The organism is Pseudoalteromonas sp. AS84 (genome assembly GCF_038900255.1).
Classification (GTDB): Bacteria; Pseudomonadota; Gammaproteobacteria; order Enterobacterales; family Alteromonadaceae; genus Pseudoalteromonas.
In genome coordinates, this window is sequence record NZ_JBBMQY010000003.1 from 170471 (window position 1) to 195638 (window position 25168).

Annotated in this window: 20 protein-coding genes; 12 read left to right on the plus strand and 8 right to left on the minus strand. The window is 40.0% G+C overall.

Going from position 1 to position 25168, the window contains the following annotated elements:
* Nucleotides 1-57 precede the first annotated feature (57 nt).
* Nucleotides 58-1029 carry an octaprenyl diphosphate synthase gene (gene ispB / locus WNY79_RS05010; RefSeq protein ID WP_342875305.1) on the minus strand — a complete coding sequence of 324 codons (972 nt, stop codon included), beginning with the start codon at nucleotides 1027-1029 and terminating at the stop codon, nucleotides 58-60.
* 422 nt (nucleotides 1030-1451) lie between these two features.
* Between ispB and rplU the strand changes: the two genes are divergently transcribed.
* The 7 genes from rplU (at nucleotide 1452) to WNY79_RS05045 (ending at nucleotide 6197) form a co-directional block, all read left to right on the plus strand.
* Nucleotides 1452-1763 (plus strand): 50S ribosomal protein L21, encoded by a 312-nt coding sequence (gene rplU / locus WNY79_RS05015; protein ID WP_002957748.1) that lies wholly within the window; start codon nucleotides 1452-1454, stop codon nucleotides 1761-1763.
* Between the two features lie 16 nt (nucleotides 1764-1779).
* The gene (gene rpmA, locus WNY79_RS05020) at nucleotides 1780-2037 is read left to right on the plus strand and encodes a 50S ribosomal protein L27 (protein ID WP_002957747.1); all 258 of its coding nucleotides are present in this window, start codon (nucleotides 1780-1782) and stop codon (nucleotides 2035-2037) included.
* A gap of 140 nt (nucleotides 2038-2177) precedes the next feature.
* On the plus strand, nucleotides 2178-3335 hold the full coding sequence (gene cgtA / locus WNY79_RS05025) for an Obg family GTPase CgtA (protein ID WP_024604542.1): 1158 nt from the start codon (nucleotides 2178-2180) through the stop codon (nucleotides 3333-3335).
* A 73-nt stretch (nucleotides 3336-3408) separates the two neighbouring features.
* Nucleotides 3409-3900 carry a type 3 dihydrofolate reductase gene (folA, locus tag WNY79_RS05030; protein WP_076925045.1) on the plus strand — a complete coding sequence of 164 codons (492 nt, stop codon included), beginning with the start codon at nucleotides 3409-3411 and terminating at the stop codon, nucleotides 3898-3900.
* Between the two features lie 78 nt (nucleotides 3901-3978).
* Nucleotides 3979-4356 carry a DUF3718 domain-containing protein gene (locus WNY79_RS05035; protein ID WP_024608314.1) on the plus strand — a complete coding sequence of 126 codons (378 nt, stop codon included), beginning with the start codon at nucleotides 3979-3981 and terminating at the stop codon, nucleotides 4354-4356.
* Nucleotides 4357-4650: 294 nt separating this feature from the next.
* Complete coding sequence (gene galU, locus WNY79_RS05040; protein ID WP_342875306.1) at nucleotides 4651-5535, plus strand: UTP--glucose-1-phosphate uridylyltransferase GalU; 885 nt, start codon at nucleotides 4651-4653, stop codon at nucleotides 5533-5535.
* Nucleotides 5536-5723: 188 nt separating this feature from the next.
* Nucleotides 5724-6197 carry a peroxiredoxin gene (locus WNY79_RS05045; protein WP_076925047.1) on the plus strand — a complete coding sequence of 158 codons (474 nt, stop codon included), beginning with the start codon at nucleotides 5724-5726 and terminating at the stop codon, nucleotides 6195-6197.
* A gap of 105 nt (nucleotides 6198-6302) precedes the next feature.
* On the opposite strand, the gene WNY79_RS05050 is transcribed toward WNY79_RS05045, so the two are convergent.
* The gene (locus WNY79_RS05050; protein WP_342875307.1) at nucleotides 6303-8429 is read right to left on the minus strand and encodes a S8 family peptidase; all 2127 of its coding nucleotides are present in this window, start codon (nucleotides 8427-8429) and stop codon (nucleotides 6303-6305) included.
* Nucleotides 8430-8757: 328 nt separating this feature from the next.
* On the opposite strand from WNY79_RS05050, the gene WNY79_RS05055 reads away from it, so the two are divergent.
* A complete protein-coding gene (locus WNY79_RS05055; protein ID WP_342875308.1) occupies nucleotides 8758-9942 on the plus strand; it encodes an NAD(P)/FAD-dependent oxidoreductase in 1185 nt (394 codons plus the stop codon).
* A 197-nt stretch (nucleotides 9943-10139) separates the two neighbouring features.
* Here the strand turns inward: WNY79_RS05055 and WNY79_RS05060 are convergent, their stop codons facing one another.
* The 5 genes from WNY79_RS05060 to WNY79_RS05080 form a co-directional block, all read right to left on the minus strand.
* Nucleotides 10140-11219 carry a DUF4238 domain-containing protein gene (locus WNY79_RS05060; RefSeq protein ID WP_024608050.1) on the minus strand — a complete coding sequence of 360 codons (1080 nt, stop codon included), beginning with the start codon at nucleotides 11217-11219 and terminating at the stop codon, nucleotides 10140-10142.
* Nucleotides 11220-11264: 45 nt separating this feature from the next.
* A complete protein-coding gene (locus WNY79_RS05065) occupies nucleotides 11265-11546 on the minus strand; it encodes a hypothetical protein (protein ID WP_133120271.1) in 282 nt (93 codons plus the stop codon).
* A 108-nt stretch (nucleotides 11547-11654) separates the two neighbouring features.
* On the minus strand, nucleotides 11655-12854 hold the full coding sequence (locus WNY79_RS05070) for an AGE family epimerase/isomerase (protein ID WP_342875309.1): 1200 nt from the start codon (nucleotides 12852-12854) through the stop codon (nucleotides 11655-11657).
* On the minus strand, nucleotides 12851-13828 hold the full coding sequence (locus WNY79_RS05075) for a carbohydrate kinase (protein WP_342875310.1): 978 nt from the start codon (nucleotides 13826-13828) through the stop codon (nucleotides 12851-12853). Before WNY79_RS05075 ends, WNY79_RS05070 begins: the two co-directional genes overlap by 4 nt.
* A 16-nt stretch (nucleotides 13829-13844) precedes the next feature.
* Entirely contained in the window at nucleotides 13845-15146 is a 1302-nt protein-coding gene (locus WNY79_RS05080) for a trehalase family glycosidase (protein WP_342875311.1), read from the minus strand.
* Nucleotides 15147-15342: 196 nt separating this feature from the next.
* On the opposite strand from WNY79_RS05080, the gene WNY79_RS05085 reads away from it, so the two are divergent.
* The 4 genes from WNY79_RS05085 to WNY79_RS05100 all read left to right on the plus strand — a co-directional run bounded on the left by WNY79_RS05085 (nucleotide 15343) and on the right by WNY79_RS05100 (nucleotide 22045).
* Entirely contained in the window at nucleotides 15343-17784 is a 2442-nt protein-coding gene (locus WNY79_RS05085) for a TonB-dependent receptor (protein WP_342875312.1), read from the plus strand.
* A gap of 196 nt (nucleotides 17785-17980) precedes the next feature.
* The gene (locus WNY79_RS05090; RefSeq protein WP_342875313.1) at nucleotides 17981-19561 is read left to right on the plus strand and encodes a sodium:solute symporter; all 1581 of its coding nucleotides are present in this window, start codon (nucleotides 17981-17983) and stop codon (nucleotides 19559-19561) included.
* Nucleotides 19562-19571: 10 nt separating this feature from the next.
* Nucleotides 19572-20813 (plus strand): DUF4147 domain-containing protein, encoded by a 1242-nt coding sequence (locus tag WNY79_RS05095; protein ID WP_197185525.1) that lies wholly within the window; start codon nucleotides 19572-19574, stop codon nucleotides 20811-20813.
* Nucleotides 20814-20887: 74 nt separating this feature from the next.
* On the plus strand, nucleotides 20888-22045 hold the full coding sequence (locus WNY79_RS05100) for an ROK family transcriptional regulator (RefSeq protein ID WP_342875314.1): 1158 nt from the start codon (nucleotides 20888-20890) through the stop codon (nucleotides 22043-22045).
* A gap of 258 nt (nucleotides 22046-22303) precedes the next feature.
* On the opposite strand, the gene WNY79_RS05105 is transcribed toward WNY79_RS05100, so the two are convergent.
* Nucleotides 22304-25072, minus strand: a complete 2769-nt coding sequence (locus tag WNY79_RS05105) for a prolyl oligopeptidase family serine peptidase (protein WP_342875315.1) — start codon at nucleotides 25070-25072, stop codon at nucleotides 22304-22306.
* Nucleotides 25073-25168 lie beyond the last annotated feature (96 nt).

Sequence of the window (25168 nt, forward strand, 5' to 3'; positions counted from 1 at the left end):
CATTTGCAGGCTTTTTTATTGCTCAGAATTAATTTCACACTGTGTAACTAGTTAAAACTAGTGGTCGCGGTCAACCGCAATACGTGCAAGGCTTATAAGTGCTTGCTTATAGTCAGACTCAGCTAAAAAGTCTAAACACGCAATAGCTTTGTCAGCTTCAAGCTCAGCTTTTTGCATTGTAAATTCAAGCGCATTAGTTTGCTTTAGTGCTGATAAAATCTCTTCTAAATGCTCCATACCATTACTGTGCTCTATTGCATCACGAATAAGCTGTGTTTGCTGCGCGCTACCATGTTGCATGGCATAAATAAGTGGAAGCGTTGGTTTGCCTTCAGCTAAATCATCACCAATGTTTTTACCCAATTGTTCAGCATCTGCATTGTAATCAAGTACGTCATCCACTAACTGAAATGCAGTACCTAAATGCATACCGTACAGGTTTAGTGCATCGAGAGTACTTTGATCTTGCTCAGTAATAATGGCAGCAAGCCCTGTCGCTGCTTCAAACAACTTAGCTGTTTTAGAGTAAATAACCTGCATATAACTGGCTTCGGTAGTGTCTGGGTCGTTGCAGTTCATTAATTGCAATACTTCACCTTCAGCAATAATGTTTGTTGCATCGGCAAGTACTTGCATAACCTGCATTTTGCCAAGGCCAACCATAAGCTGAAATGAACGAGTGTAAATAAAGTCACCAACCAATACGCTAGCAGCATTACCAAATTCAGCATTTGCTGTAGGCGTGCCACGTCGTAAGTTTGATTCATCTACAACATCATCATGCAATAGCGTTGCTGTATGAATAAACTCAACAATTGTTGCAAGTGTTATGTGATCTTTACCCTGATAACCGAGCGCTTTGGCTGCTAAAATCGCCAGCATTGGACGAACGCGTTTGCCGCCACTGCTAACTATATATAAACCAAGCTGATTAACTAACGCCACATCTGAGCGCATTTGCGCATGTATAAGTTGATTGACGTCATTCATATCGCTTTCGATTAACGCCTGGATAGCTTTTATATCCATTGATCTCCGAGCCAATTTTTATGTGTGAACGGCGCAGATTGTACAACAAAAAATGCACTAGCTCGATATTTTGTGACGATTGATTGAAAAAACACTATTAAAGTACTTAATTTAGACTGAATTGGCCAAGATAACTGATTAATTGATAATCAATATACAGTTTGTGGTGTGCTTAGATATTAAGCTGTGAGGGTCATATTTGAGTACATTAATTTATTTCGACTAAGAGTTAAAAAGCGCTTGGCAAAAGGGCTAATTAATATAAAATGGGGTAAATATTGAATTGCTCTCAAAGCAGCTACTTTTTATTCATTTTAATTACAAAATAGGCTTGCTAGTTATTTCGCGTTAGCGTAAACTTCGCGCCCTATCGAAGAATATTTTAGTTGCGCCGATTTGAGGGTGCACAGACGGAGTTAATTATGTACGCGGTTTTCCAAAGTGGTGGTAAACAGCATCGTGTGACTGAAGGTCAAACGATTCGTCTTGAAAAATTAGACGTTGAAACTGGTGCGGCAGTAGAATTTGATTCAGTACTTTTAGTTGCTGATGGTGAGAAGATCGAGATCGGTGTACCGTTCGTAAACGGTGGCAAGATAACAGCTGAGGTTGTTTCACATGGTCGCGGTGAGAAGATTAAGGTTGTTAAATTTAGACGCCGTAAGCATTCTCGTAAGCAAATGGGCCATCGTCAATGGTTCACTGAAGTTAAAATCACTAGCATTAGCGCTTAATTAGAGGTACTTAGAAATGGCACATAAAAAAGCAGCTGGTAGTACTCGTAACGGTCGCGATTCAGAAAGCAAACGCCTAGGTGTTAAGCGTTTTGGTGGCGAATCAGTTCTAGCGGGTAGCATCATTGTTCGTCAGCGTGGAACTCGTTTCCACCCTGGTACTAACGTAGGTATCGGTAAAGACCACACTATCTTCGCAAAAGCAGATGGTAAAGTTCAGTTTGAACAAAAAGGTCCTTTAAACCGTAAATACGTAACTATCGTAACTGAGTAATCAGTAAGGTAGTTAAAAACCCCGCCTTTGCGGGGTTTTTTGTTTTGTAGTCAGTCAAAATATATACCCAAGCCTGCATTTGTGTTGGCTTGGGTATATAATAGAGTTATTAAACAAGCCAATCCCTAAAGTGAGTAATCATGAAGTTTGTAGATGAAGTAGAAATTCGCGCAGAAGCTGGAGACGGTGGCAGCGGCATCGTGTCTTTCCGTCGTGAAAAATATGTTCCAGATGGTGGACCAGACGGCGGTGACGGTGGAGACGGTGGTAGTGTTTATCTACAAGCTGATGAAAACTTAAATACCCTCATTGATTATCAGTTTGAGCGTTTCCATAGGGCTGAACGTGGCACTAACGGTCGTAGCCGTAACTGTACAGGCCGAAAAGCCGACGACTTATTTGTTATGGTGCCTGTAGGCACACGCATCATGGATGTTGATACCCAAGAGGGACTTGGCGACTTAACTCAACATGGTCAACGAATTTTGGTTGCAAAAGGTGGTTTCCACGGCTTGGGGAATGCACGTTTTAAATCAAGTACTAACCGAGCACCTCGTCAAAAAACATTGGGCACACCTGGTGAAGTACGTAACTTAAAATTAGAGTTACTATTATTAGCTGATGTAGGCTTACTCGGATTACCAAATGCAGGTAAATCTACGTTTATCCGCAGTGTATCTGCAGCTAGACCAAAAGTAGCTGATTACCCATTCACGACGCTTATCCCTAATTTAGGTGTGGTACGTCCTGAAGCAAATAAATCGTTTGTTATAGCCGATATTCCAGGTCTAATTGAAGGTGCATCTGATGGTGCAGGCCTTGGTATTCGCTTCTTGAAGCATTTAGAGCGTTGTCGTGTGTTATTACACATTATTGATGTAATGCCGGTAGATGGTTCAAACCCTGTTGATAATGCATTCTCGATTATTAACGAGCTACACCAATACAGCCCTAAATTAGCTGAAAAGCCACGCTGGTTAGTGTTTAATAAAATAGATTTATTACCAGAAGACGAAGCAAAAGCGCTATGCGAAGCGATTGCAGAAGAACTGGGCGAAACTGAAAATATTTATCACATCTCTGCAATTAATAAACTTAATACTCAACCTTTAATCCACAACATAATGACGCTTCTCGATAGCATGCCTAAAGAGAAGTTTGTACAAGTTGAAGATGAAGAAGTTGAATTCAAGTGGGATACCTATCATGAAAAAGCCACTAAAGGTAAGGGCAATGATGATGATTGGGACGACTGGGATGAAGATGATTACGACGTAGAAGTAGTCTACGAGCGTTAATTAAATAGAATTTATTAAAAAGGAGCTTATGCTCCTTTTTCTTTGTTTAAGAATAAAGTACTAGGTGTTTATTATGATAATTTCAATGATTGCAGCAATGGCAAATAACCGTGTAATTGGCCTAGATAATAAAATGCCATGGCATTTACCAGCAGATCTTCAGCATTTTAAAAAAGTAACTACGGGTAAACCTGTGATCATGGGTCGCAAAACGTTTGAGTCAATAGGCCGTCCTTTACCTGGGCGTCGTAATATTATTATTACTCGAAACAGCGAATATTCTGCAGAGGGTATTGAAACTGTAACCACCCCAGAGGATGCATTAAATCTAGTTTGTGATGTAGAAGAAGTGATGATTATTGGTGGTGGTAATATTTATGAGCAATTTTTACCGAAAGCAGATCGCTTGTATTTAACTTTTATTGATTTAGATGTTAATGGCGATACGCAGTTTCCTGATTACAATAAAATCGCAAATTGGAATATAAAAGAAGAGCAAGAAAACCTTCCAGATGATAAGAACAAATCTAGTTATAAATTCGTAACTTTATATAAAGAACATTAACATTATTGCGTAATTTTTGATAGATTGATATAATATTCGATAGTCTATGTAAGAACAAAGTATTATAAAGGGTTTGTCATGTTTAAATTACCAAAGCTAGTTGCACTTACTGCTGTTGTCGCTGTAAGTTCGTTGTCGTATACAGCACCAGCAAATGCTGAAGATCAATTAGCGGTATCTATTTGTGAGTACATTGCTGCTGATGATAAAAACCGATTACGTAGTAAGCTTAAAAGCTCTCGCGTAAAAATTCGTAATATCTACGATGCAGTACAATGTAATGGTAATAACTTACTACGTCATGCCGTTGCGAGTAATGCAGTAGATACAGGTGAGTATATAGTTAAAAACTTATCAAAAAGTGCTTTAACAGATGGTGCCGACATTGCTTGGGCTGAAGGCAACTTTGCCAGCTCACCACTTATTGCAGTAATTAAAGATCGCGCTGGTCTTTAATCATAAATAGATTTTACAGCTCTACTTCCAATAAGTATTGTTGAAAAATTGATTGGTCTAGGTTTATTATTAATAACAAACCTAGACTTGTTTCTCTTAGCTAATCTAATCTCACTTCCTAACAAAATTATTAATAAGTTCACTATTTACCTATCTATTTTATATTCCCAAAGTGTAGAGTCTTCACTTTAAAAGCAGCTTCAAATTTACTTCTTCAAAAGAGGTAACTTTATTCAGCTGGTATCTATTTTGTATCTGCTAGTTTATTTACAAACTTAATCACTAAGGATAGATATGAAAGCTGTAATTCCAGTGGCTGGCTTAGGGACAAGAATGCTCCCTATGACAAAAGCTATTCCAAAAGAAATGCTCCCAATAGTCGATAAACCACTTATCCAATATATTGTCAGCGAATGTGTGTCTGCTGGTATTAAAGATATTGTATTAGTGACGCATAGCTCTAAAAATGCAATCGAAAACCATTTTGATACAAGTTATGAGCTAGAAGCTACTCTTGAAAAGCGTGTTAAACGTGCTTTATTAGATGAGATTCGCTCTATTTGTCCGCCTGACGTAACTATTATGAGTGTTCGCCAAGGTGAAGCTAAAGGGCTAGGGCATGCTATTTTGTGTGCTAAGCCAATAGTAGGTGACGACAACTTTGTAGTGCTCCTGCCAGATGTGATACTTGATGCTTATACTGCCGATCAAGAAACTGAAAACTTAGCGGCCATGATTAAACGCTTTAAAGAAACTCAAGCAAGTCAAATAATGCTTGAGCCAGTAGCTAAAGAAGACGTTAGTAAATATGGTATTGCTGATATAAACGGTGTTGAGTTAATGCCAGGTAAAAGTGCTGCAATTAAAGCGATGGTTGAGAAACCTGATGCAGACTTGGCACCTTCAAACCTTGCTGTTGTAGGGCGATATGTACTGAGTAAGAATATTTGGCCTCTACTCGCAAAAACGACTGTAGGTGCTGGCGGTGAAATACAACTTACAGACTCTATTGACGTATTAATGGCGCAAGAAACCGTTGAAGCATTTCATATGAGTGGTCGCTCTCACGATTGCGGAGATAAGTTGGGTTATTTAAAAGCAATTGTAGAGTACAGCATGCGGGATAAAAAGTTAGGTAATGACTTTTCTCGCTTTATAAACGATTTGAATTTACCTTAACTACAGAGCAATAAATTTTATGAAAACTATAGAAGCTAAAATAGTTTTCATAAAATGTAGTGAACTCAGTCTATAAACCTTTGCTAGACTACCCTGAGTTACTAAGTTAGTTACACTTTATCTACACTGTAATAGGTTACGTAGTATGATTGTTACTTATTCTGTATTGATCTTTTAAAGGAACCACCATGATTGAGCAAGGCCAAGAGCTACCATCGGTTACGTTAACGCAATTAACTGACGACGGTATGCAATCTCTTACAAATAAAGAGTTATTTGAAGGCAAAAAAGTCGTGTTATTTGCAGTACCAGGTGCATTTACACCAACGTGTTCAAATGCCCATTTGCCTGAGTTTATTACTCTTGCTGATAAAATTAAAGCAAAAGGTGTTGATGCTATTTACTGTGTATCTGTTAATGATGCATTTGTTATGAAAGCATGGGGCGACTCGCAAAACGCGCAAGAAATAGCAATGCTTGCTGATGGCGATGGTAGTTTCACTAAATCGTTAGGGCTTGATAAGGATACCGCTAGTTTTGGTGGTGTACGCTCAACGCGTTACGCTATGATTATTGAAAATGCAGTCGTAACTGGTTTATTTGTAGAGCAAGACAAAGAGTTTGTTGTAAGCCGTGCAGAATCAGTACTAGAGAAGTTATAACAGTAATAAAGTGTAGGTTTTAGCTTTAATTAATCAGCTACTTACTATTTAAAAACCGATGTTGGAAACAACATCGGTTTTTTTATTTACGGTTTAAACTTTAAATTACGGCTGGTACTGCCCGCTAAGTGTTAAACCAGAGAAAGTGCTATAAGCATTCACGCTTAAGTGCCAAGTACCTGCTTGTGGATTGGTAAATGTACATGTTTCTGCGTTGCCATTTTTATAAGGGCGACAATCGTACGTAGTGGTTGTTGGTTGGCTGCCATATTTTACAAATAAGTCTGCATCGCCACTTCCACCTGACGTTGTTACTGTAAACGTACTCATTCCTGCAGGTACATCTAACGTGTAATGTTTCCACTGACCAGTATTGGCTGTCACATCGCTTATAGTGCCGCCGCCAGCTTGTGGAGTACCTGAACCGCCACCAGATGATGAACCACCAGTAATATTACCCACCAAGCTCACAGCTGAATACGCAGAGTAGCCGTTAAGCATTACGTGGTAAGTTCCTGCTGTAGGGTTATCAATAGAACACTCTTCGCTATTACCGCCTTTATAAGGGCGACAGTCATAGGTAGTTGTTGTAGGTTTGCTGCCCGCACGTACGTATAAATCAGCATCACCAGTACCACCACTCATAGTGAATGTTACGTTAGTAGCACCGCTTGGCACTGTCATCGTGTAAAATGCTTGTGCGTTCGCAGCCCCACTTAAACCTGTTTTAGCTTCACCATTAATAAGCTCGCTATCGCCACCTGTAGGCGGGGTAGTGCCGCCACTTGCTGCTGCAACAGCTGCGGCTGCATCAACAATACCCGTACCACAGCTAGTACATGTCGCAGGGAACGAACGGGTTGTCGACTTTAAAATACTTTCTATTTCATCAGGCGTTGCATCTGGCTTTGCTTGCTTAATAAGTGCCGCAACACCTGCTACGTGAGGCGCAGCCATTGATGTACCTTGCGAATAACCGTAACTGTCGCTTGAAGGTGTAGACGAACCTGAATTGTAAGTTGATAAAACACCTTCTGAGTCGTTTGCAAAGCTTTGCGCGCCGCCCGGTGCTGCAACATCAATATTGCTACCGTAGTTTGAGTAATAAGCTCGGCCGCCATTACGGCCTACTGATGCTACGTTTACTACACCATTACAGTTACCTGGGTTGTAGTTTGCCGAGTTATCGTTATCGTTACCTGCAGCAATAACTACTACAGTGCCGTTACTACGCGCGGTATTAATTGCATTTTGAGTTGTAGAGCTACATGAACCGCTGCCACCTAAACTCATATTAATTACATCTGCAGGGTTTGAGTTTGCCGGAATGCCTGAAACACTCCCACCAGATGCCCAAATAATACCGTCTGCAATATCAGAGGTTAAACCACCACACTTACCAAGCACACGAACAGGCACTACTTTTGCATTATAAGCTACGCCTGCCACGCCTTCGCCGTTATTGGTTACCGCAGCAACAGTGCCGGCTACATGTGTACCATGCCAGCTAGAATTTTGTGCACCGTTAGTACCACACTCGTTTGCTGCAACAGCATCACCCGGATCACGTGCATCGCTATCGCGACCACCGCCATCGTTTGCTACCGATAGGTTAGAGATCATATCGTAACCCGGTAAAATGTTAGCATTTAAATCGGCATGTGGGCGGTAACCCGTATCTAGTACAGCTACAACTACACCGCTACCCGTTGCGGTATCCCAAGCGGTCGGTAAATTTAAACCACCGGCTTGCTCGTAGTAATGCCATTGGTCATCAAAGCGAGGGTCGTTAGGCGTTGAAAACGGCTTTAACATTTGATCCACTTCAATGTATTCAACATTGCCAGAATCAACCATTTCTTGCATAAACTCTTGCGCTTCTGCTGTACTTAATTTTTTATCAGCACGCATTACGTGGTGGTTATTAAGTGCCATTGCACGAATATATTTTGCTTTTACTTTGCCTTTTTTAGAAGCGAAGTTTTTAACAAAGCTCTGTGCGCGCTTTTTCATGCTAGATGGGCTTGCGTCAGCAGTTGAGAGGCTCGCCATTTCGTTATTATTTTTATATTTAATAATAAACTGAGTTTCAAAGCCGCCTTGGCTTTGTAGCTTAGCTGATGTTTCAGCCATTGAACTTGAAACCGATTGAGCCATGCCAGATGTTGCTGCAAAAAGCGTACTAACTGTAATTGCAATTGCGCATCTTTTAAAAGTTTTACTTGTTGTCATAATTATCCCTAGATTTTTATTTATTATTTCGTGATTTAAGATCACGATGCGGGAACAAAAGTAAACGATCTGTTAATTAGGTTAAAATATCAATTTAGTATGTACCTCTTTCATTTGGTTATAACTCAGGTTTTTAGCGGTTTACTCGTTGTTTAGTATTTGTCATATAAATTGAAAATAAGTATAAAGGGTTGTTTTTTTGTGCGGGTAATTATTCCTCTCTTATTACTGATGCATTTTTGTTGTGTTATTACTAATAATTCAAATGCTGCGCTGTTAGCTATTAAATTTTGCTATAATCGAGCAAATTTTTTAATGAGATAAATAAATGACCCAAGTAGATGTAATTGTAATAGGTGCGGGAGCAGCAGGATTAATGTGTGCAGCGCAAGCTGGATACCGTGGCCGAAGCGTTACAGTACTTGATATGGGGAAAAAACCAGGTCGTAAAATTTTAATAAGTGGTGGTGGGCGTTGCAATTTTACAAATGAAAATGCAACCCCGGATAACTACTTATGCACAAACTCTCATTTTGTTAAATCATGCTTAAGTCGTTATACACAGCATGACTTTATTGAGCTGGTGGACAGGCATGGCTTGGCGTATCACCATAAAACACTAGGTCAGCTTTTTTGCGATAACAATGCACAAGACATTGTTGATATTTTACTGACCGAATGTGAGTGGGCCGGGGTAAATATAAAGCTACGCAACGAAGTGATCAGCGTATCAAAAACCGAAATCGGCTATAGCGTTACCACAGAGCAAGAAACATTAAGCTGTGAGTCGTTAGTCATTGCATCAGGTGGCTTAACCATGCCAAAACTAGGTGCAACACCAATAGGTTATAAAATTGCAGAGCAGTTTGGATTAAGTGTATTACCAACTATGGCTGCACTTGTACCGTTTACTTTGCATCAGCACGATAAAGAGCGTTTTGAAGGGCTCTCGGGAATTAGTATTCCTTGTGAAGTTTCAAGCGAAGACGGCACTGTATTTAAAGAAAATATCCTCTTTACCCACCGAGGGTTATCGGGCCCTGCAATATTGCAAATAAGCTCATTTTGGCGAGCAGGGCAGGCTGTTACTATAAACCTATTACCTGAAATTAATTTAAGGCAGCAACTTGCCGATTGGCGAGAAGCGCAAGCCCAAAAGTCGCTAAAAAACAGCCTTTCGACTATTTTACCTAAACGCTTTATAGAAATACTGCACGAAAGCAAAGCGATACCAGATTGTAATATTAATCAGCTTACACATGCCCAAATAGATGAGTTAGTAAATTACATTCATGCGTGGCAAATTAAACCCAATGGCACAGAAGGTTATAGAACAGCAGAAGTAACATTGGGCGGTGTAGATACCGACGAGTTGAGCTCAAAAACCTTTGAAGCTAAAAAAGCTAAAGGCCTATACTTTATAGGCGAAGTAACTGACGTAACGGGCTGGCTTGGGGGCTACAATTTCCAGTATGCTTGGAGCTGTGGATTTGCTTGTGGGCAGTACGCTTAGGTTGTGTAGAGACAATAAAGTTTGTAACCTTGGGGTGATCGCTTCACCCCTTAACCTTGGTAAAAAATATTATTTAAAATATGATTAAAAGTTAACCACTTGAATTTAATGTATTTTATTCCTTAAAAATAAAGTCATAATTTAAGTCATAAAAGCAATAAAATAGCGATTGAAAAACAAGCAAATAAGTCATATTTTTATTCTTTTTTTGACCTCATTTCTTTAATGAATTGTTCATGTTTAGCTAATTCTTCAGGTATTCGATCATAACAGGTTATATCCTGACTTTTTTTCTTGTTTTTAACTTTGCAAAATGACAACCATCTATCAAAAATATAAGATTTACGCCAGAGGGTGATTTTACTTTTAGCTTCCCTTCCAATAATTGTGGGAGCTATGGCTTTTACTGTATTACTATAAATGCTATTCGCTGGAAACTTATCGCTCATTTTTTTAACATAGTTTGAGTCATCTGTAGACCTAAAAACAATAAATGAGCCTCGACTCCTAAATTGAAGTTCATTTAGCAGATGTATATCTGGTAAGTTTTCAATTATGGTACAGGAACTATTTTTAGCTCCCATTTTATAGATCTTACTATCATATAAACATAAGGTAATAGTGCTTGATATTGGTAAGAAAACTTGCAATCCACATTTAGACAAACCACTGATATCTATTGAGTGTAAGTTACGAAGATACCAGTTGTAATGAACCACAGGATGATCTGATATCACAAACTCAGTGGCTGTTTCATTAATTAGTATGTGCCATTCTAAATCTAAGAGAAGAGGCACTTTGAGCGCAGCTTCCAGTGTTTGCAGTTGAAGAAAATATTTTGGGTTATCAAAAGAAACTTTTATACCGTCTAGAGCTTCTTTATCAAAACCATTTAATTGACCTAATTGATTTATTAATTCATTAAAATAATTGTCAATATTATCTAGCGAGGAAGAATATGCATTTGGTGTACGGCTTAATTGAACTAAAATAAACCGAAGAAGGTCTACTCGCCCTTCAAAATCCAATTGTCCATCAACTTCCCTTGTAATTATTTTTAAAGCCTGAGCGCCTGGCCCTTCAATATAATCACGCAAAAAATTTTCGATCGTGTTGTCTTTATCATAGAAGTTATTCTCGAATAGTTCAGCTCCAACATTAGATGGCCGTAACTTATTCCTAGTTGAATCGAATATATTAATAGCACCATCGTTATAGCTAAAGTTTTTAAGTAAACACCTGGGTACGAAGTGCTGCTTCCTTGTTATCTTTTTCATTTATATTTTCCCTACAATGTAGCGGCAATTATTAATAACCTCTAGCTATTTAATGCTAACGATCTTAGGTTTTGATTCTCGTAATAATCTAATTCTATCTTCTATATCTAGAAAATTCATCATCGCAGTTAACAGCATTGTTTGCTCTGCATATGCTTCATCTAGCCTTTGATTAGCAACATCTAACTCATGTCGGTATTTATCTTTTAGCCTTTTTTCTTTTGATTTATCTTCTTTAATTCTCTCCAAGTCAGTGCTAACAGAGCGTTTACGAGCCTTACCAGTTTTTTTAGCCTGAGTTTGTTTCTCTGATGAGATTGCATCCAAAACCTCAAGATACAAGTGGTACAGTGATTTTGGCACCCATTAAGAAAAAAACCGCCAAACTGGCGGTTAAAAGGTCTACACAATATTGTAAAAGTTATGACTACATAGTTACTTTAATAGTTCGAGCACATCAAAACAGGCACCCATTGTATGGTAATCAGTTTTACCTATTGGGCTTTTCATCGTGTCTATTTTTTTATTGTCAGCGGTTAAAATTCTAAACCACGCACCGTATTGATGATCAACTAAATGCTGCCACGAATACTGCCAAATTTTTTCATACCATTGCTGATATTTTTCATCCCCTGTTGCTTGATAAAGATAGGCTGCGCAGCACAGAGTTTCGGCTTGAACCCAGAAGTATTTATCGTCATCGCAAATTGTTTTATCTGGGGCAAAACCGTAGCAAATACCGCCGTGCTGCTTATCCCACGCTACATCTATTGAGTTATCAAATAAGGCTTGAGCGCGCTCAATAAGCCATTTTTGTGGTTTATGCTTATTTAAAAACATTAGTAGTTTTGACCACTCTGTTTGATGGCCAGGCTGAAAGCCCCACGGACGAAATAAATTTTTAGGATCGTCTTTGTTGTACTCTAAATCGACCTGCCAATTTATATCGTAATGCTCCCAGATTAATCCGCCCATTAAATTAGCTTGGCGATTAACCATATTGTCGGCAAGTGTGAGCGCACGGTTTAAAAATATTTCGTCATTTGTGGCTTCATAGGCGGCAATAAGTGCTTCACACGTATGCATATTGGCATTTTGGCCGCGGTATGAATCACATTTTGTGAAGTCGCTGTTATGTTGATCTTTATATAATCTGGCTTTTGCATCCCAAAAATGTGTTTCCATTGTTTGAAATGTATCGTTGAGGTATTCACGCGCCTCTGTAACTCCTGCGCGGTATGCCCAGCTGTAGGCTAAAATAACAAACGCAAAACCATAACAATGGTTAGTGTTATCAAGTACGGTTGCTTGGCCGTTTTCAACTTTTAATAACCAGTTGTAGCCGCCTGTTTGCTCAACAAGGTGATGCTTACGAATAAACTCAATCCCTGATTTAACACGAGAAAGATATTTTTCGTTATTAAAGATTTGATACGCGCGTGCATAGTTAAATACAAATCGGGTAGAGCTTACTAAATGGCGAGTGTGTTTATCAAATACCTCACCATTATCAGAAAAGTTTTGGTAAAAACCACCGTGTTCGTCGTCGATGTTTGGCTCGTAAAACGCTAACGTGTCGCTAATGTGCTGCGTTAAAAATTCACGGCTTTTAAAGTTATCAGGTGTGCTTTTCATAGTTCGCTCCTAAAATCGTGTAGAGACTTTTGGTTAGGTAGGGAGTTAAATGCCCCTTTGTAAGATGCGGCATGGGCACCACATAACGAAGCAAATTCAAAAATAGTTGTTAGTGTTTCGGGCGTGTTGCAAAGCTCGCTAAAAGAGCTGGGTGTCAGGTTTTGTAAGCCTAGTTGATACAGCAGTCCACCTACAAACGCATCTCCTGCAGCGGTGGCATCAACCATAGTAACCTTCTTAGGGTGAAGCGTTTGCTTGGCATTTTTTGTATACCAATGCATAGGGTTGCCTGCATCGGTAACTACAAATAGCTCACAGCCGTTACTCAGTGTTTGGGCAATAAACTCATCGCTCGATTGCTCACCCGCTAAGTATTCAAGCTCTTCTTTTGAGGCTTTAATAATTGAGCAGTCTTTTAATAACGGTAAAATATGCTCGCGAGGGTTGGCATTGCTTGGCCATAAATTAAGGCGCAAGTTAATATCAAAGCTCACAATTGAGTTATTTTGTTTTGCAAATTTAACACCGTAAGCGGTGGTGTTTCTGATGTTTTCGTCGGTTAATGTGTTTGAGCAAATATGAAAAATATCGCATTGCTCAAACCATTCGCGACTAAAGTCATTATTACTAAAGTGCAGATCGGCGGTGTTATCACGGTAAAACTCAAATGTGCGATCGCCGTCGTTATCAAGTGATACAAACGCGAGAGCTGTTTTTGCTTGGTTGGTAAAACGCATAAAGTCGGTTTTTACACCTTGCTCTTTTAATGCATTATGTAAAAAGTCGCCAAAGCTATCAGTGCTTAGCATTCCTGCAAAGTAGGCATTACCGCCTAGCTTTGCAATGGCAACGCTTACGTTTGCAGGCGCACCGCCTGCAAACTTTGTAAACGCTTCGTGTTCGTTGCTGTTTTGGCTCAATTTATTTGAAAGTAAATCAACCAGTACTTCACCAAAGCATATTGTGTGTTTCATGATGTTGCCTTAGTTGTTAGTCAAGTAGCCAATGCAGTGCTATTGCCGCTGTCCACGAGAAATCTTTACCACCGCAGCCTGCGCCTGTTTCTGGGTTAAAGTATTCGTAGTAGCCTGACTTAACAACGAGGTTGCGCGTGTCATCTTGAATTTTTTCAGCCGTTGTTACAAAACCTGCTTCTTTAAGGCCTGCGGCTATCATCCAATTTATGTGTAGCCAAATAGGACCACGCCAGTAGCGTTGTGGCTCGTATTTTTCTTCTTTAGGGTGAGTAGATGCCACACTAAATTGACTCGACTCAATAAAATATTCAGTGGCTGTATTAATTATTTTAGTTTGCTCATCGCTTGTTAAACCTGCATATACAGTTAATAGCGCAGCTGATGTTTTAACTTTAGCTAAGCTGTTAGTTAGTACATCTCTGCAATAAAAGTACTGGCTTTGTTCACACCATAAAGTGTTTATGGCTTGCTCTGTTATTTGTAAACGCTGTGCTAAGTAATCAGTGCGAGCATCGTTTAAGCCAAGTTGTTCACCCATTTTGAGTAAATCTTTGGTTGCACGGTGTAAAATAGCAATAATACCTAGGTCGTTCATTTTGTAAGGGCTGGTCTCGTAAATCACTTTGCTGTCAAAGTTGTTACGTTTAAAAAAGTCTACAAGGTATAAAAAGCGATCGTATTCACTTTTATGTGGACGCTGAGAAGAATCTACATGACTTGTATCACGGCGCGTATATTCCCAATCCACACACGGCACAGCATGAAGAGCGTCATCCCATGATGGGCTGTTATCCATGCCCGACTCCCACGGGTGGTAGGTCACTACTAAACCTGTTTTTTCAGGATCTCGGTCGTTGTACCACCATAAATGATAATCAACTACTTGTGAAAATAATTCTTTAACCTTTTGTTCTGCAAGTATTTTATCTTTCGCGCTGGCAAGCATTTCCTTCATTACAGTAGCAACTACTGGCGGTTGTGAAATAGAGGTACTTTTAATTTTTTTATCTGATCCCCATACGTCAGGACCAGGAAAATAAGTATCAGAATCTTTATGAAACAAGATGTGCGGCACCATGCCATCATCCCATTGGCCTGAAAATAACACATCAATTTCTTGCCATGCGCGGCTTTCGTCTGATTTCATCCAGCCTAGCGCTGTAATGGCTGAATCCCAGTTCCACTGAAACGGGTATAGGCCATGTGTTGGTACTGTATAGCCACCTAAGTCGTTTGCTATAAGTGTTTTAGTAGCAAGGTCTGCAAGCGATGAAGCCGTTGCTGAGTCAATTTTACCGCTGTTTATAGTAGTCATATTGGGTGCTCTTTGTGTGTTATTTCCGATTTGGATAATATTAAAGCACTCATTATGGGTTGTAAATGTTTTTTTTCTGTGCTTAAATCCTGTTCGAAGTAACAAAAAACTAACATGTTTACTTGGTTATTTCGGCTTTGCTTAGCCACACTCTAAGTAAATACACACAGACAACTAGCACAATTGGAGAATACCCGTGAATAAAACAACGATCGCCTCTATTGTATCTTTATGCCTTGCACAGGGCGCTTATGCAGCAGAAGAAGCTGCACCAGATACAGCAAAAAAAGCTAACAACGTTGAGCGTATTATCGTCTCTGGTACCAGTAAAGGGCGTGTTATTTCAGACACTCCTCAATCAGTAACATCTATTAGCGAAGACGAGCTGGTAAAGCTGTCTTCAAGTAGCCAAGCGGATGTGCTTCGCTATATTCCGGGTATTAAAGTAGAAGGCGGTGGTGGTGAAGTCGCTACTAACCTACAAGTTAGAGGATTACCTTCATCGGGTCAGTTTCAGTTTACGCCGCTGTCTTATGATGGTTCACCTAGTTTGAGTGTTTTTGGTTTGAACTCATCGGCGTTTGATGTGTATTACCGTAATGATTTGGGTATTGAGCGCGTAGAGTTTGTGCGTGGTGGTGTATCTAATTTATTTGGCCAAGGCTCTGTGGCCGGCATTATTAACTATATTTCTAAAACGGGCAGTGACGATCCGCAAAGTACCGTACAAATGGAGCTTTCTGATCAAGGCCGTACCCGTTTAGATTTTGCAACGAGCGGCCCACTTAACGAAGACGGCTTATATTATGCGCTTTCTGGTTTTTACCGTTACGACGAGGGCCCTTTAGATACAGGCCTTGAGACTAAAGGTACACAGTTGCGTGGTAATATTAGTAAAGAATTTGATGATGGCTCTGGCTCATTTACTGTTTACGGACAGTACATTGACGACCAAGCTCAGTTTTACTTGCCTATTCCACTTGATGGCGACAGCCGCGAGCGTTTAATTGGTAACGATGGTCGTGAAGTTGAGTCACTGCAAACGGCGCAAGTATCTAACTTAACGTACGATACAGCAAATGGTCGTTACGAATCGCCAATCAGCGATGGTGTCGTTACTAAAGGTGGCTCTATTTCAGTGGTGTTTGAAAAAGAACTCGCTAACGATTTTGCCATTAATATGCGCAGTAAATACGCTAAGTACCAACACGAATTTAATCTATTTTTAGACGGCGACGGTATTATTAATGTACCTGAAAGCCAAGACGACTTTTTAGCTAACCGGGGGCTAGGTGATGCAAGCGGTGCTGAGTTTTCTTATGTTAATTCAGGTGTCGCACTTGCAAGCGATGACTTACTATTTGCTAACCGCATTTTAGACCGCGACCGCCCAGCTGAAGACTTTTCTGCAGAATTTAATATCATCAAAAGTATTTTTGTAGGTGATTTTAGCCATGATATTACAGTCGGCACATTTTTCTCTCACAGTGAAGCCGACGACGACAACGTTATCACAACTTACTTAGGTGAGTTTAATAACAACCCTCGCTTAATCGACTTAACGTATACCGATGTTAATGGCGACGAGGTTCAGTACACTCAAAATGGTATTAGTGGCCCAGGTATTTCTTATACTAACCAAACCATTAGCGCTACCCGCCGAGCACTGTACGTAGCGGATCAAATGGAAAGTGACGATTGGATTTTTGACTTTGGTGTTCGCTACGAAGAAATTGAAGGCAAAATTAGCCGCGAAGGCAGCCAAGTTGTACAAATAAATAACGACCCATCACTTGCATCTAACTTACAAGTAAACACTACGGGCAGTGGTGTAATGACTTACGGCGAAGTCGACACGTCTGAATTTGCTGTATCGGGGGCGGCGTTATATCGCTTAACAGATAATTTAAATGTATATGCTAATGCATCGCGCGGGTTTTTCTTCCCTGAAATTAGGGGGATTCAGTTTAATGATTTAGGCGAACCAGCAAGTTACGAGGCTGAAATTGTAGAGCAGGGCGAATTAGGTGTTAAGTTTTTTGATAACGACTTTAGCGGTAGTGTTGCTTTATTTAGAACAGACTTAAAAGATAGACGCAGCGTAGACTTTGTAAACGATGGTAACGGTGGCGTACTAGAGCTGCCAGTAATGCAGTCAACTAAAGCAACGGGTGTTGAGCTTACAGGTCGTTACGATATTACCGATGAGTGGGCTGTTGATGCCAACATGACCTATACCGATCACGAATTTACAGAATTTGATTCAGACCCCTCTATTATTGGTAACGAGTTACGTCGTAAACCAAAAATACTATTCAATACATCTATAAGCTATACCACAGATGACTGGGATGCTTCTATCTATCATAACTTTACAGGTAAAAACTTTGCTAACGATGCAAACTCGGTAGAGCTCGATTCATTCCACTTATTTAGATTTGATGCAGGTTATAACTGGCAAGTTGCACCAGAGCAAACAGTACGCTTAAGCGTTGGGGTATTTAACCTGTTTGATTCTGACGGTGTTACTGAAGGTTCGCCACGTTTAGGTAATAGCCAAACGGCAGATAATCCATACTTTGTAGGTCGCCCGATTCTCCCACGACGCGTTATTTTAAGAGTTAAATACGACTTTTAAATAAATGCTTTATGCCTATTAACTCACTTTTGGGCTAATAGGCTTTTTGCATTATGATGCATTTTTCAGCTAAGTTAGTTACAGGTTTACCTTTTTGACTAGGCTCGTTTATTAAAAAGGTAAGGGCAGGTAGCCGTTTAGTATTTTAATTTTGAAAAGGCGCAGTGTTTTCATATTGTGAATACGCGAATTAATTATGAATATATTAGATTTTTCAATAGTTGCTCTTTATCTTGGTGCCTTATTGGTAATGGGATTTATGCTACGCGAACAAACCAATAAAAATGATTACTTTTTAGGGGGTAAAAGCTTAGGTTGGAAGCCTTTAGCTTTATCGGTAATGGCCACTCAACTTTCGGCTATTAGCTTTATTTCGGCTCCTGCATTTGTTGGTTTACGTGAAGGTGGTGGTATGCAATGGCTCTCGTATGAGCTGGGTGTTCCGCTGGCGATGATTTTAATTTTAGCGACTATTTTACCCAAGCTTTATAAGAGCGGCATTGTCAGTATTTACGATTATTTAGAAATGCGCTTTGGGCGCTCGACCCGTGTACTTATTAGTGTGGTGTTTCAGTTTAGCCGCGCATTTGCCACCGGCATTATGATTTACGCGGTATCGCTTATTCTACAAGGCACCATGGGAATAGAAGCATGGCAGGCCATTGTACTAACGGGTGTTATAACCGTTTTATATTCACTACAAGGTGGGATGAAAGCGGTAGTGTACGGTGATGCGATTCAAATGATCATCATTGTACTAGGTACTATTGCTTGTATCGGATTTGGGCTTTATCACTTAGGTGGCGTTGATACCTTTATTGCCAATGTTGATTCGAGCCGATTAGAAGCGATTAAGTTTGATTCATTTGGTTTTAGCGGTGGTGGCTTTGGCTTTTTACCGATGATTTTTGGTGGTGTGGTACTTTACGCCTCTTACTACGGGTGTGACCAAACGCAAGCGCAACGTGCGCTCAGTGCAAAGAATCCTAAAAATCTACGCTACATGATTTTAGCAAATGGTGTAGTGCGCTTTCCTATTACTATTTTATATTGTGTGTCGGGTTTAATTGTTGGCACACTGGCAATGAGTAACCCTGAATTCTTAGCAAAAATTCCAGCCGATAACCCTGATTGGATGATGCCTATATTTATTTTAGATTACTTGCCGCACGGCTTAATTGGTTTGTTAGTTGTCGCTATTTTGTCGGCAGCGATGTCGTCACTTAGCTCTGCAATTAATTCACTTTCGGCCGTAAGTATTGAAGACTACAGCCGTATTTCTAATAAAGAGTTAGACCAACCAACGTATTTAAAACTGGCTAAATACTTAGGCTTAGCATGGGGCGCAATTACCTTAGTGTTATCACTTTTTGCCGGTGACATAGCCCCAACTATTATTGAAGCTATTAACAAAGTCGGCTCGTTATTTTATGGCCCAATACTGGCGGTATTTTTAGTTGCTGTACTAAGTAAACGCAGTGCTGCACTACATGCCAATATTGGCTTAATTAGTGGTGTATTAATTAACTTGTTGGTGTCGGTATTTGCGCCTGATATTTTCTGGTTTTGGTGGAATTTTATAGGCTTTGTCAGCGCCGCTGTGATTATTTATGTCACGAGTCGTTTAATTCCACGAGAAGTGAACGAAGTCACAAAAGTACAAAATGCCGAGACAATATCAAACTCAATTTTAACTGGCAAAGATATCGTTATGCTACTTAGCATGTTTATTGTGATGATATTAATTTGTTTAGCTATTCCTTCAATTTTTTCGTGAGCTGTGACTAATGGATTCTAAAAAATCGTTTTTAATTGATTTATTTACCACTGCGGTAAATGCCTGTAAACCCAGCGCTTGCATGAGTAAGTATTTAGAAAACATAGATGCAAGCAAAGGCTTGTGTGTAGTAGGGGCGGGTAAAGCCGCCGCTGAAATGGCCGCCGAAGTTAATCGCTTTTATGGTGATAAATGCTTTGGCGCAGTGGTAACGCGTTATGGCTACGAAAGTAGCGGCGATACTGGGCGAATTAAAGTGCTTAGTGCGAACCACCCAACACCAGATGATAATAGCTTGGCTGCTGGCAAAGAGTTATTGGAGCTTGTAAAAAATAATCCGGCTGATATTCCTATTTTGTTTATTATTTCGGGGGGCGGTTCGTCGTTGATGTGCCTTCCTGTTGACGATGTGCCTTTTTCACAAAAGCAAAAGCTTAATCAGTTTTTACTTAGAAGTGGTGCAAGCGTTGATGAAATAAATGTAGTACGTAAGCAGTTGTCACTTGTTAAAGGCGGTAAGCTAGCGCAGGCTGCTAAGTCGGATTACGTTACGCTTATTATTTCAGATGTAGTAGGGGATAAACCAAGTGATATAGCGTCTGGTCCTACTATTAGCGATGGCAGTACTAAAGCTGATGCACTGGCTATTTTACAAAAGTACAATTGGCCGGTAATTGCAGAGGTTGAAGCACATTTATTAAAACCTGAGCAAGAACGAGCTGCCGATACCATAGGTGAGCACTTTATTGTTGCAAACGCGCAGCATGCTATTGATAGCGCTATAAGTGTTGCACAGCATGAAGGCTGGGAAACTCAGGTACTAGGGTATGATATTCAAGGCGAGGCTAAAGAAGTTGCAAAGCAACATGCGGCTATCGCTCTTGAGCAAAAAGGCCAAGGCAAGCGCGTTATGTTGTTCTCAGGCGGCGAGCTTACAGTAACCGTTGCTGATGTTTATGGCGATGGCGGGCCCAATCAAGAATACTTAATGGCGTTGGCTGAGGCGCTTAATGGCGAAGCGGGTATTTACGCACTTGCTTGTGATACCGATGGTGTAGATGGTAGTAAAGATGTAGCGGGTGCTTACATAAATAGCACAACGGTTACACGGGCACAAAGCGCAGGAGAGAGCCTTCAAGCGCAATTAGAAGGACATAATAGCCATCAGTTTTTTAAAGCAATTGATGATTTAATTATTACTGGGCCAACTAACACAAATGTGAATGATTTTAGAGTGATAGTGATTGAGTAGGCGCAGTTTGCCCACTTGTTCTTTATACTGGTTTCACGTAATCTTGTGCTCCAATTTTGTTAGGGTTAATACCTATGTTTTCGTTAAACAACAGTAACTTATTACGCTCTGGTTTTGAGCTTGGAAAAGGCGAAAAGCTTTTTCAAGATATTGAGCGCGATATTATAAAAGTGGTGTTTTGGGAAAAGTGCGTAACTCAAAGTCATATTGTGAGCGCAACTCGTATTCCACAGCAAACTGTGTCGCGTTTACTTAAGTCGTTAACCCAGCACGGTGTAATTGTACAAAGCGATACGCTTATTCCGAATAAAAAAGGTAAGCCGGGGTTTGGCATTGCCCTTAACCCCGATTACGGATTTACCTTTGGCTTAGCTATTTTGCTTGATGCCATTTCGATTGCTGTAATGGATTTTACGGGAAAGGTTGTGTACACCCATATGCAGCTAATGTCGGATATGAGCATTAATAATGTGCTTAAGTGTGCACAAAAGCTGGTGGAAGAAATAAGCGCTGAGCGTGACATTCCAAGCGAAAAAGTACTGGGAATGGGCGTGGGTATCTCTGGCTTTTTTAGCTCGATGGATGGGAAAATGAATACCCACCATATGCTAGAAGAGTGGTCGCAGGTTGATATTATCGATATTGTGTCGCAGCATTTTCAGCTCCCTACTTGGGTTGTTAACGATGCTACAGGCGCGGCTGCAGGCGAGGGCGTTGCAGGTATTGGTCGTGAGTACAAAAACTTTGTTTATATGTTTGTATCGGCCGCATTTGGTGGCGGTATTGTAAATAATGGCGACGTACTGCGCGGTACATACGGAAACGCAGGTGAGCTTGGCGACATGCTACCGCCTAAATTATATGCGCACCCTAATCTTGAATTACTAAAACGTATTTTGAAAAAAAATGGCGTAGTGGTTACTTCTATTTACGACCTGCATGACAACTTTGACCCCGATTGGCCTGGCGTTGAAGAGTGGCTGTTTAAAGTTCAAGACTCATTTGATTTAGTGGCAACCTGTTGCTCTGCATTATTAGATGCTGAAGCGATTATTATTGGTGGCCATATTCCAAAAGAGTTGGCTGAAAAAGTTATTGCACGAACTGAGGTTTATGCACAATTTAGACGTGGCGCTAAACGCCCTATGCCAAAGCTGGTGGTTTCTAATATTGATAATTTTCCGGTATCAATTGGCGCAGCCACATTGCCATTTAGAGAGTTGTGTTTGTAGCTTAATACCAATCCGCAATAATACTTAATCATTTTGCGGGGCTAAACGTGTCGCTACCTGCGTTAAAAAAATCTCATTTAGAACAACTAAATAGCGAGTTTTTTTCCTAGCTATCAACACGTTTTTCCAGCCTCAAAATAGCTCACTTAATTAAGCGAATTGGTATAAGTAATAGAAACTTTAAAATAAAAAAGCCGATATTTTTTATGCAATATCGGCTTTTTTAGTGTTGTTTATACCAATTACATTAAATTAGTATCATTCCTCTAGAAATGCCTCGCCTTGTGTCATCCACTTTGCAGCTGGTTTGCCTTTTAAGTAATGATCAAAGTACTGCATCATACGCACTGAAAAATCGACCTGATTAGGAAACTTTTTCAAGTGGTGTGGTTCACCTTCGTATTGTAAAAATGTAGCGTCTTTTCCTGCACGGCGTAGCGCTAAATAATACTGTACGCTTTGATGCCAAGGTACTGCATCGTCTTTGTCGCCAGACATTATTAAGATAGGCGTATTAACTTTGTCTGCAAAAAATACTGGTGAGTTTTCTATGTAAAGCTCTGGTGCTTCAAATAAGTTTTTGCCAATACGGCTTTGCCCTGTTTCGTATTGAAACTGACGAGCAAGACCCGATTTTAAACGTATGCCACTGTAAGCACTTGTCATGTTTGATACTGGCGCGCCAGATACAACCGCTTTAAACATATCTGTTTGGGTTATCATAAACGCACTTTGATAACCTGCCCAAGAGTGACCTTGTAAGCCTATTTTATCTGGGTCAGCTATGCCTAAATCTATTAATTTTTGGGTGGCGTTTATCATGGTTTGCGTTGAGGATTTACCCGGGTGACCTATTTCAAAGCGAATATCAGGTAAAAATACCGCATAGCCGTTTGAGGTAAACATAGGGAAATTAGGGCGATGGTTTAATTCCATTTTTGGAAAATCAAACATGCGTTGACTCATATAACGATAAAAATACACAACTACAGGTACTTTATCGCCTTTTTTATAGCCCGCTGGTTTTATTAATACGCCTTGTAAATCTTCGCCGTCAAAGCCTTTATAGCTTATTAGTTCTGGCTTTTCTCCCCATGCAAAATTACTAATTTGTGGATTTAGGGTGGTCACTTGTTTTGGTGCGCTAAAGCTAAAATCAGTTTGGTAGTAATCAGGAAATTGGCTATAAGTTTGCGAGGTGAACAAGTACTTGTCAGCCTTTTTGGCTTTTTTAACTACATCAAAGCGTTTATTACCGCTAAGCACGTTAGTTATTGTGTTTGTAGCTAAGTCGAGCTTTGCCACTTCGCTTTGTTTAGTTTGCAAGTTAATAGCAGAGACAAGTAATGTATCGCCTTTTTTAAACCCCACTTGGGTTTTATCAAGCTTAATAACACGGTACTGCGTATTGCTTTGCTTACCATTAGTTAGGCGTTTAGCTTGCTGCGTTTTTACGTCAAATGCCCAAATATCGTATTTACTATAAGCAAGCACTTGGCTGCTGTCGGTCATCCAACCAGCAAAACCATAACCAGGTTGAGTAGATGGGTAGTCGTGTTTATCATCAGCAAAGGTTGCCTGAATCGCTTTTGTAAGCGGTGTTACTTTATTATTTTTTAAATCTTTTAGCTGTATTTGGCTATCGCTAAAATAAGCCGCAAACTCACCATTAGGGGCAAGGCTCGGTCTAAACGGATAGTTACTAATAATTGGAGTTTGTTTACCGGTGTTTATATTTACTGCAAAGTAATCAGCAAAAAAACCGCCGTACATTATTTTTTCTAGGTAGGGGATGTTAGATGAGCCAAGTAAAGATACATCTCGCTGAGGATTTAGTGCAACCTCAGGCATATTAGTGGTACTTAGCTGTACCACTTTTTGCGAGTTAACGTGATACACCGCACTGTAATGGCGATTCTTATTAACTTCGTTCCATTGCTGCTCTTCACGCGGTTTTATTTGCGCATCGTTGTTGTGCCATACATCTAAACCTTTATGTTCACGTATGGTATTAAAGTCGTACAATGAGACTTCGTCAGTATATTCTTTAGCCTTAACTTTAGCAGCAAGCTTTGGATGGTTTTCAAAATATAAACGCTCGCCATTTTCTGACCATTCAAGGGTGGCTGTTTTCCCTAACGTCCATGCTTTATTCGGTGAATCTATAGTTACAAGCTTCTCGTTTTTATATAGCTGTAAAGTGTAGCTACGACGGCGCGTGTCATCATTTACATAGTTACCCAATGTAAACGCTGCAATATTGTCAGTTGGGTGCCACGCTATTTTATTTGCGATTACGCCTGGTTCATCAATTAATACACTGCTATTAAAGTCACTTAGCTCAATTAACGCTATTTGGTTGTTATTACCATCGCTGTAACTTTGGCTCACTAATAGTTGGCTGTTAGCTGAGTTAATAGCGTAGCTAAATACGTTTTCTATTGTATGGGTGCGTTTATCAGATAAATTTACGATAACAAGCGCATAGCTCTTATCTTTTTTATCGGGCGTGATAGCGTTATCTTCTTCGTTTTTAGTGCTATCGGTTTTATCTTCTACTTTTACGTCATCGTCTTTTTTATTTAAACGATAAGCAAGCCACATACCGTCATCAGATAATGTGTAATCTTTTACATCAGCAAAGCTTTGTTGGGCACCTGATTGTGTGTTTACGAGTATCAAGTTATTTTTAAGGGTGTCTTTTTTCTTAGTTGTTTCTTTTTCAAGTAAGGTAGGTACTTGTGTAAAAGCGACCCAGTTAGCGGTTTTGTTAATATGAGGCTTAATGCCGCGCTCTACTTCTGCGATGAGTGTATTGCTTTGTAGTGAGTAAACTTGGCCCGTTGCATTTCCACGATACGGCGTTGCACTTAAAGAGAGTACTTGACCATTGTCAGATAGTTGCGTGCTTTTAGCTGATTTAAAACTAAATATGTCTTTAAATTGTAGTGATTCTTTGGCGTGTATGCCGGTGCTAGTTAAGCTGGCAACGAGTGCCGTGCTTAATAAGGTGAGTTTTGTTTTCATTATTGATTCTCGTATTATGACATTGTTTCATTGTAACGAGTTTGGTTCATAATTCGAGCGGATCAGATAAATGGCAGCTACATACGACAAAACGAC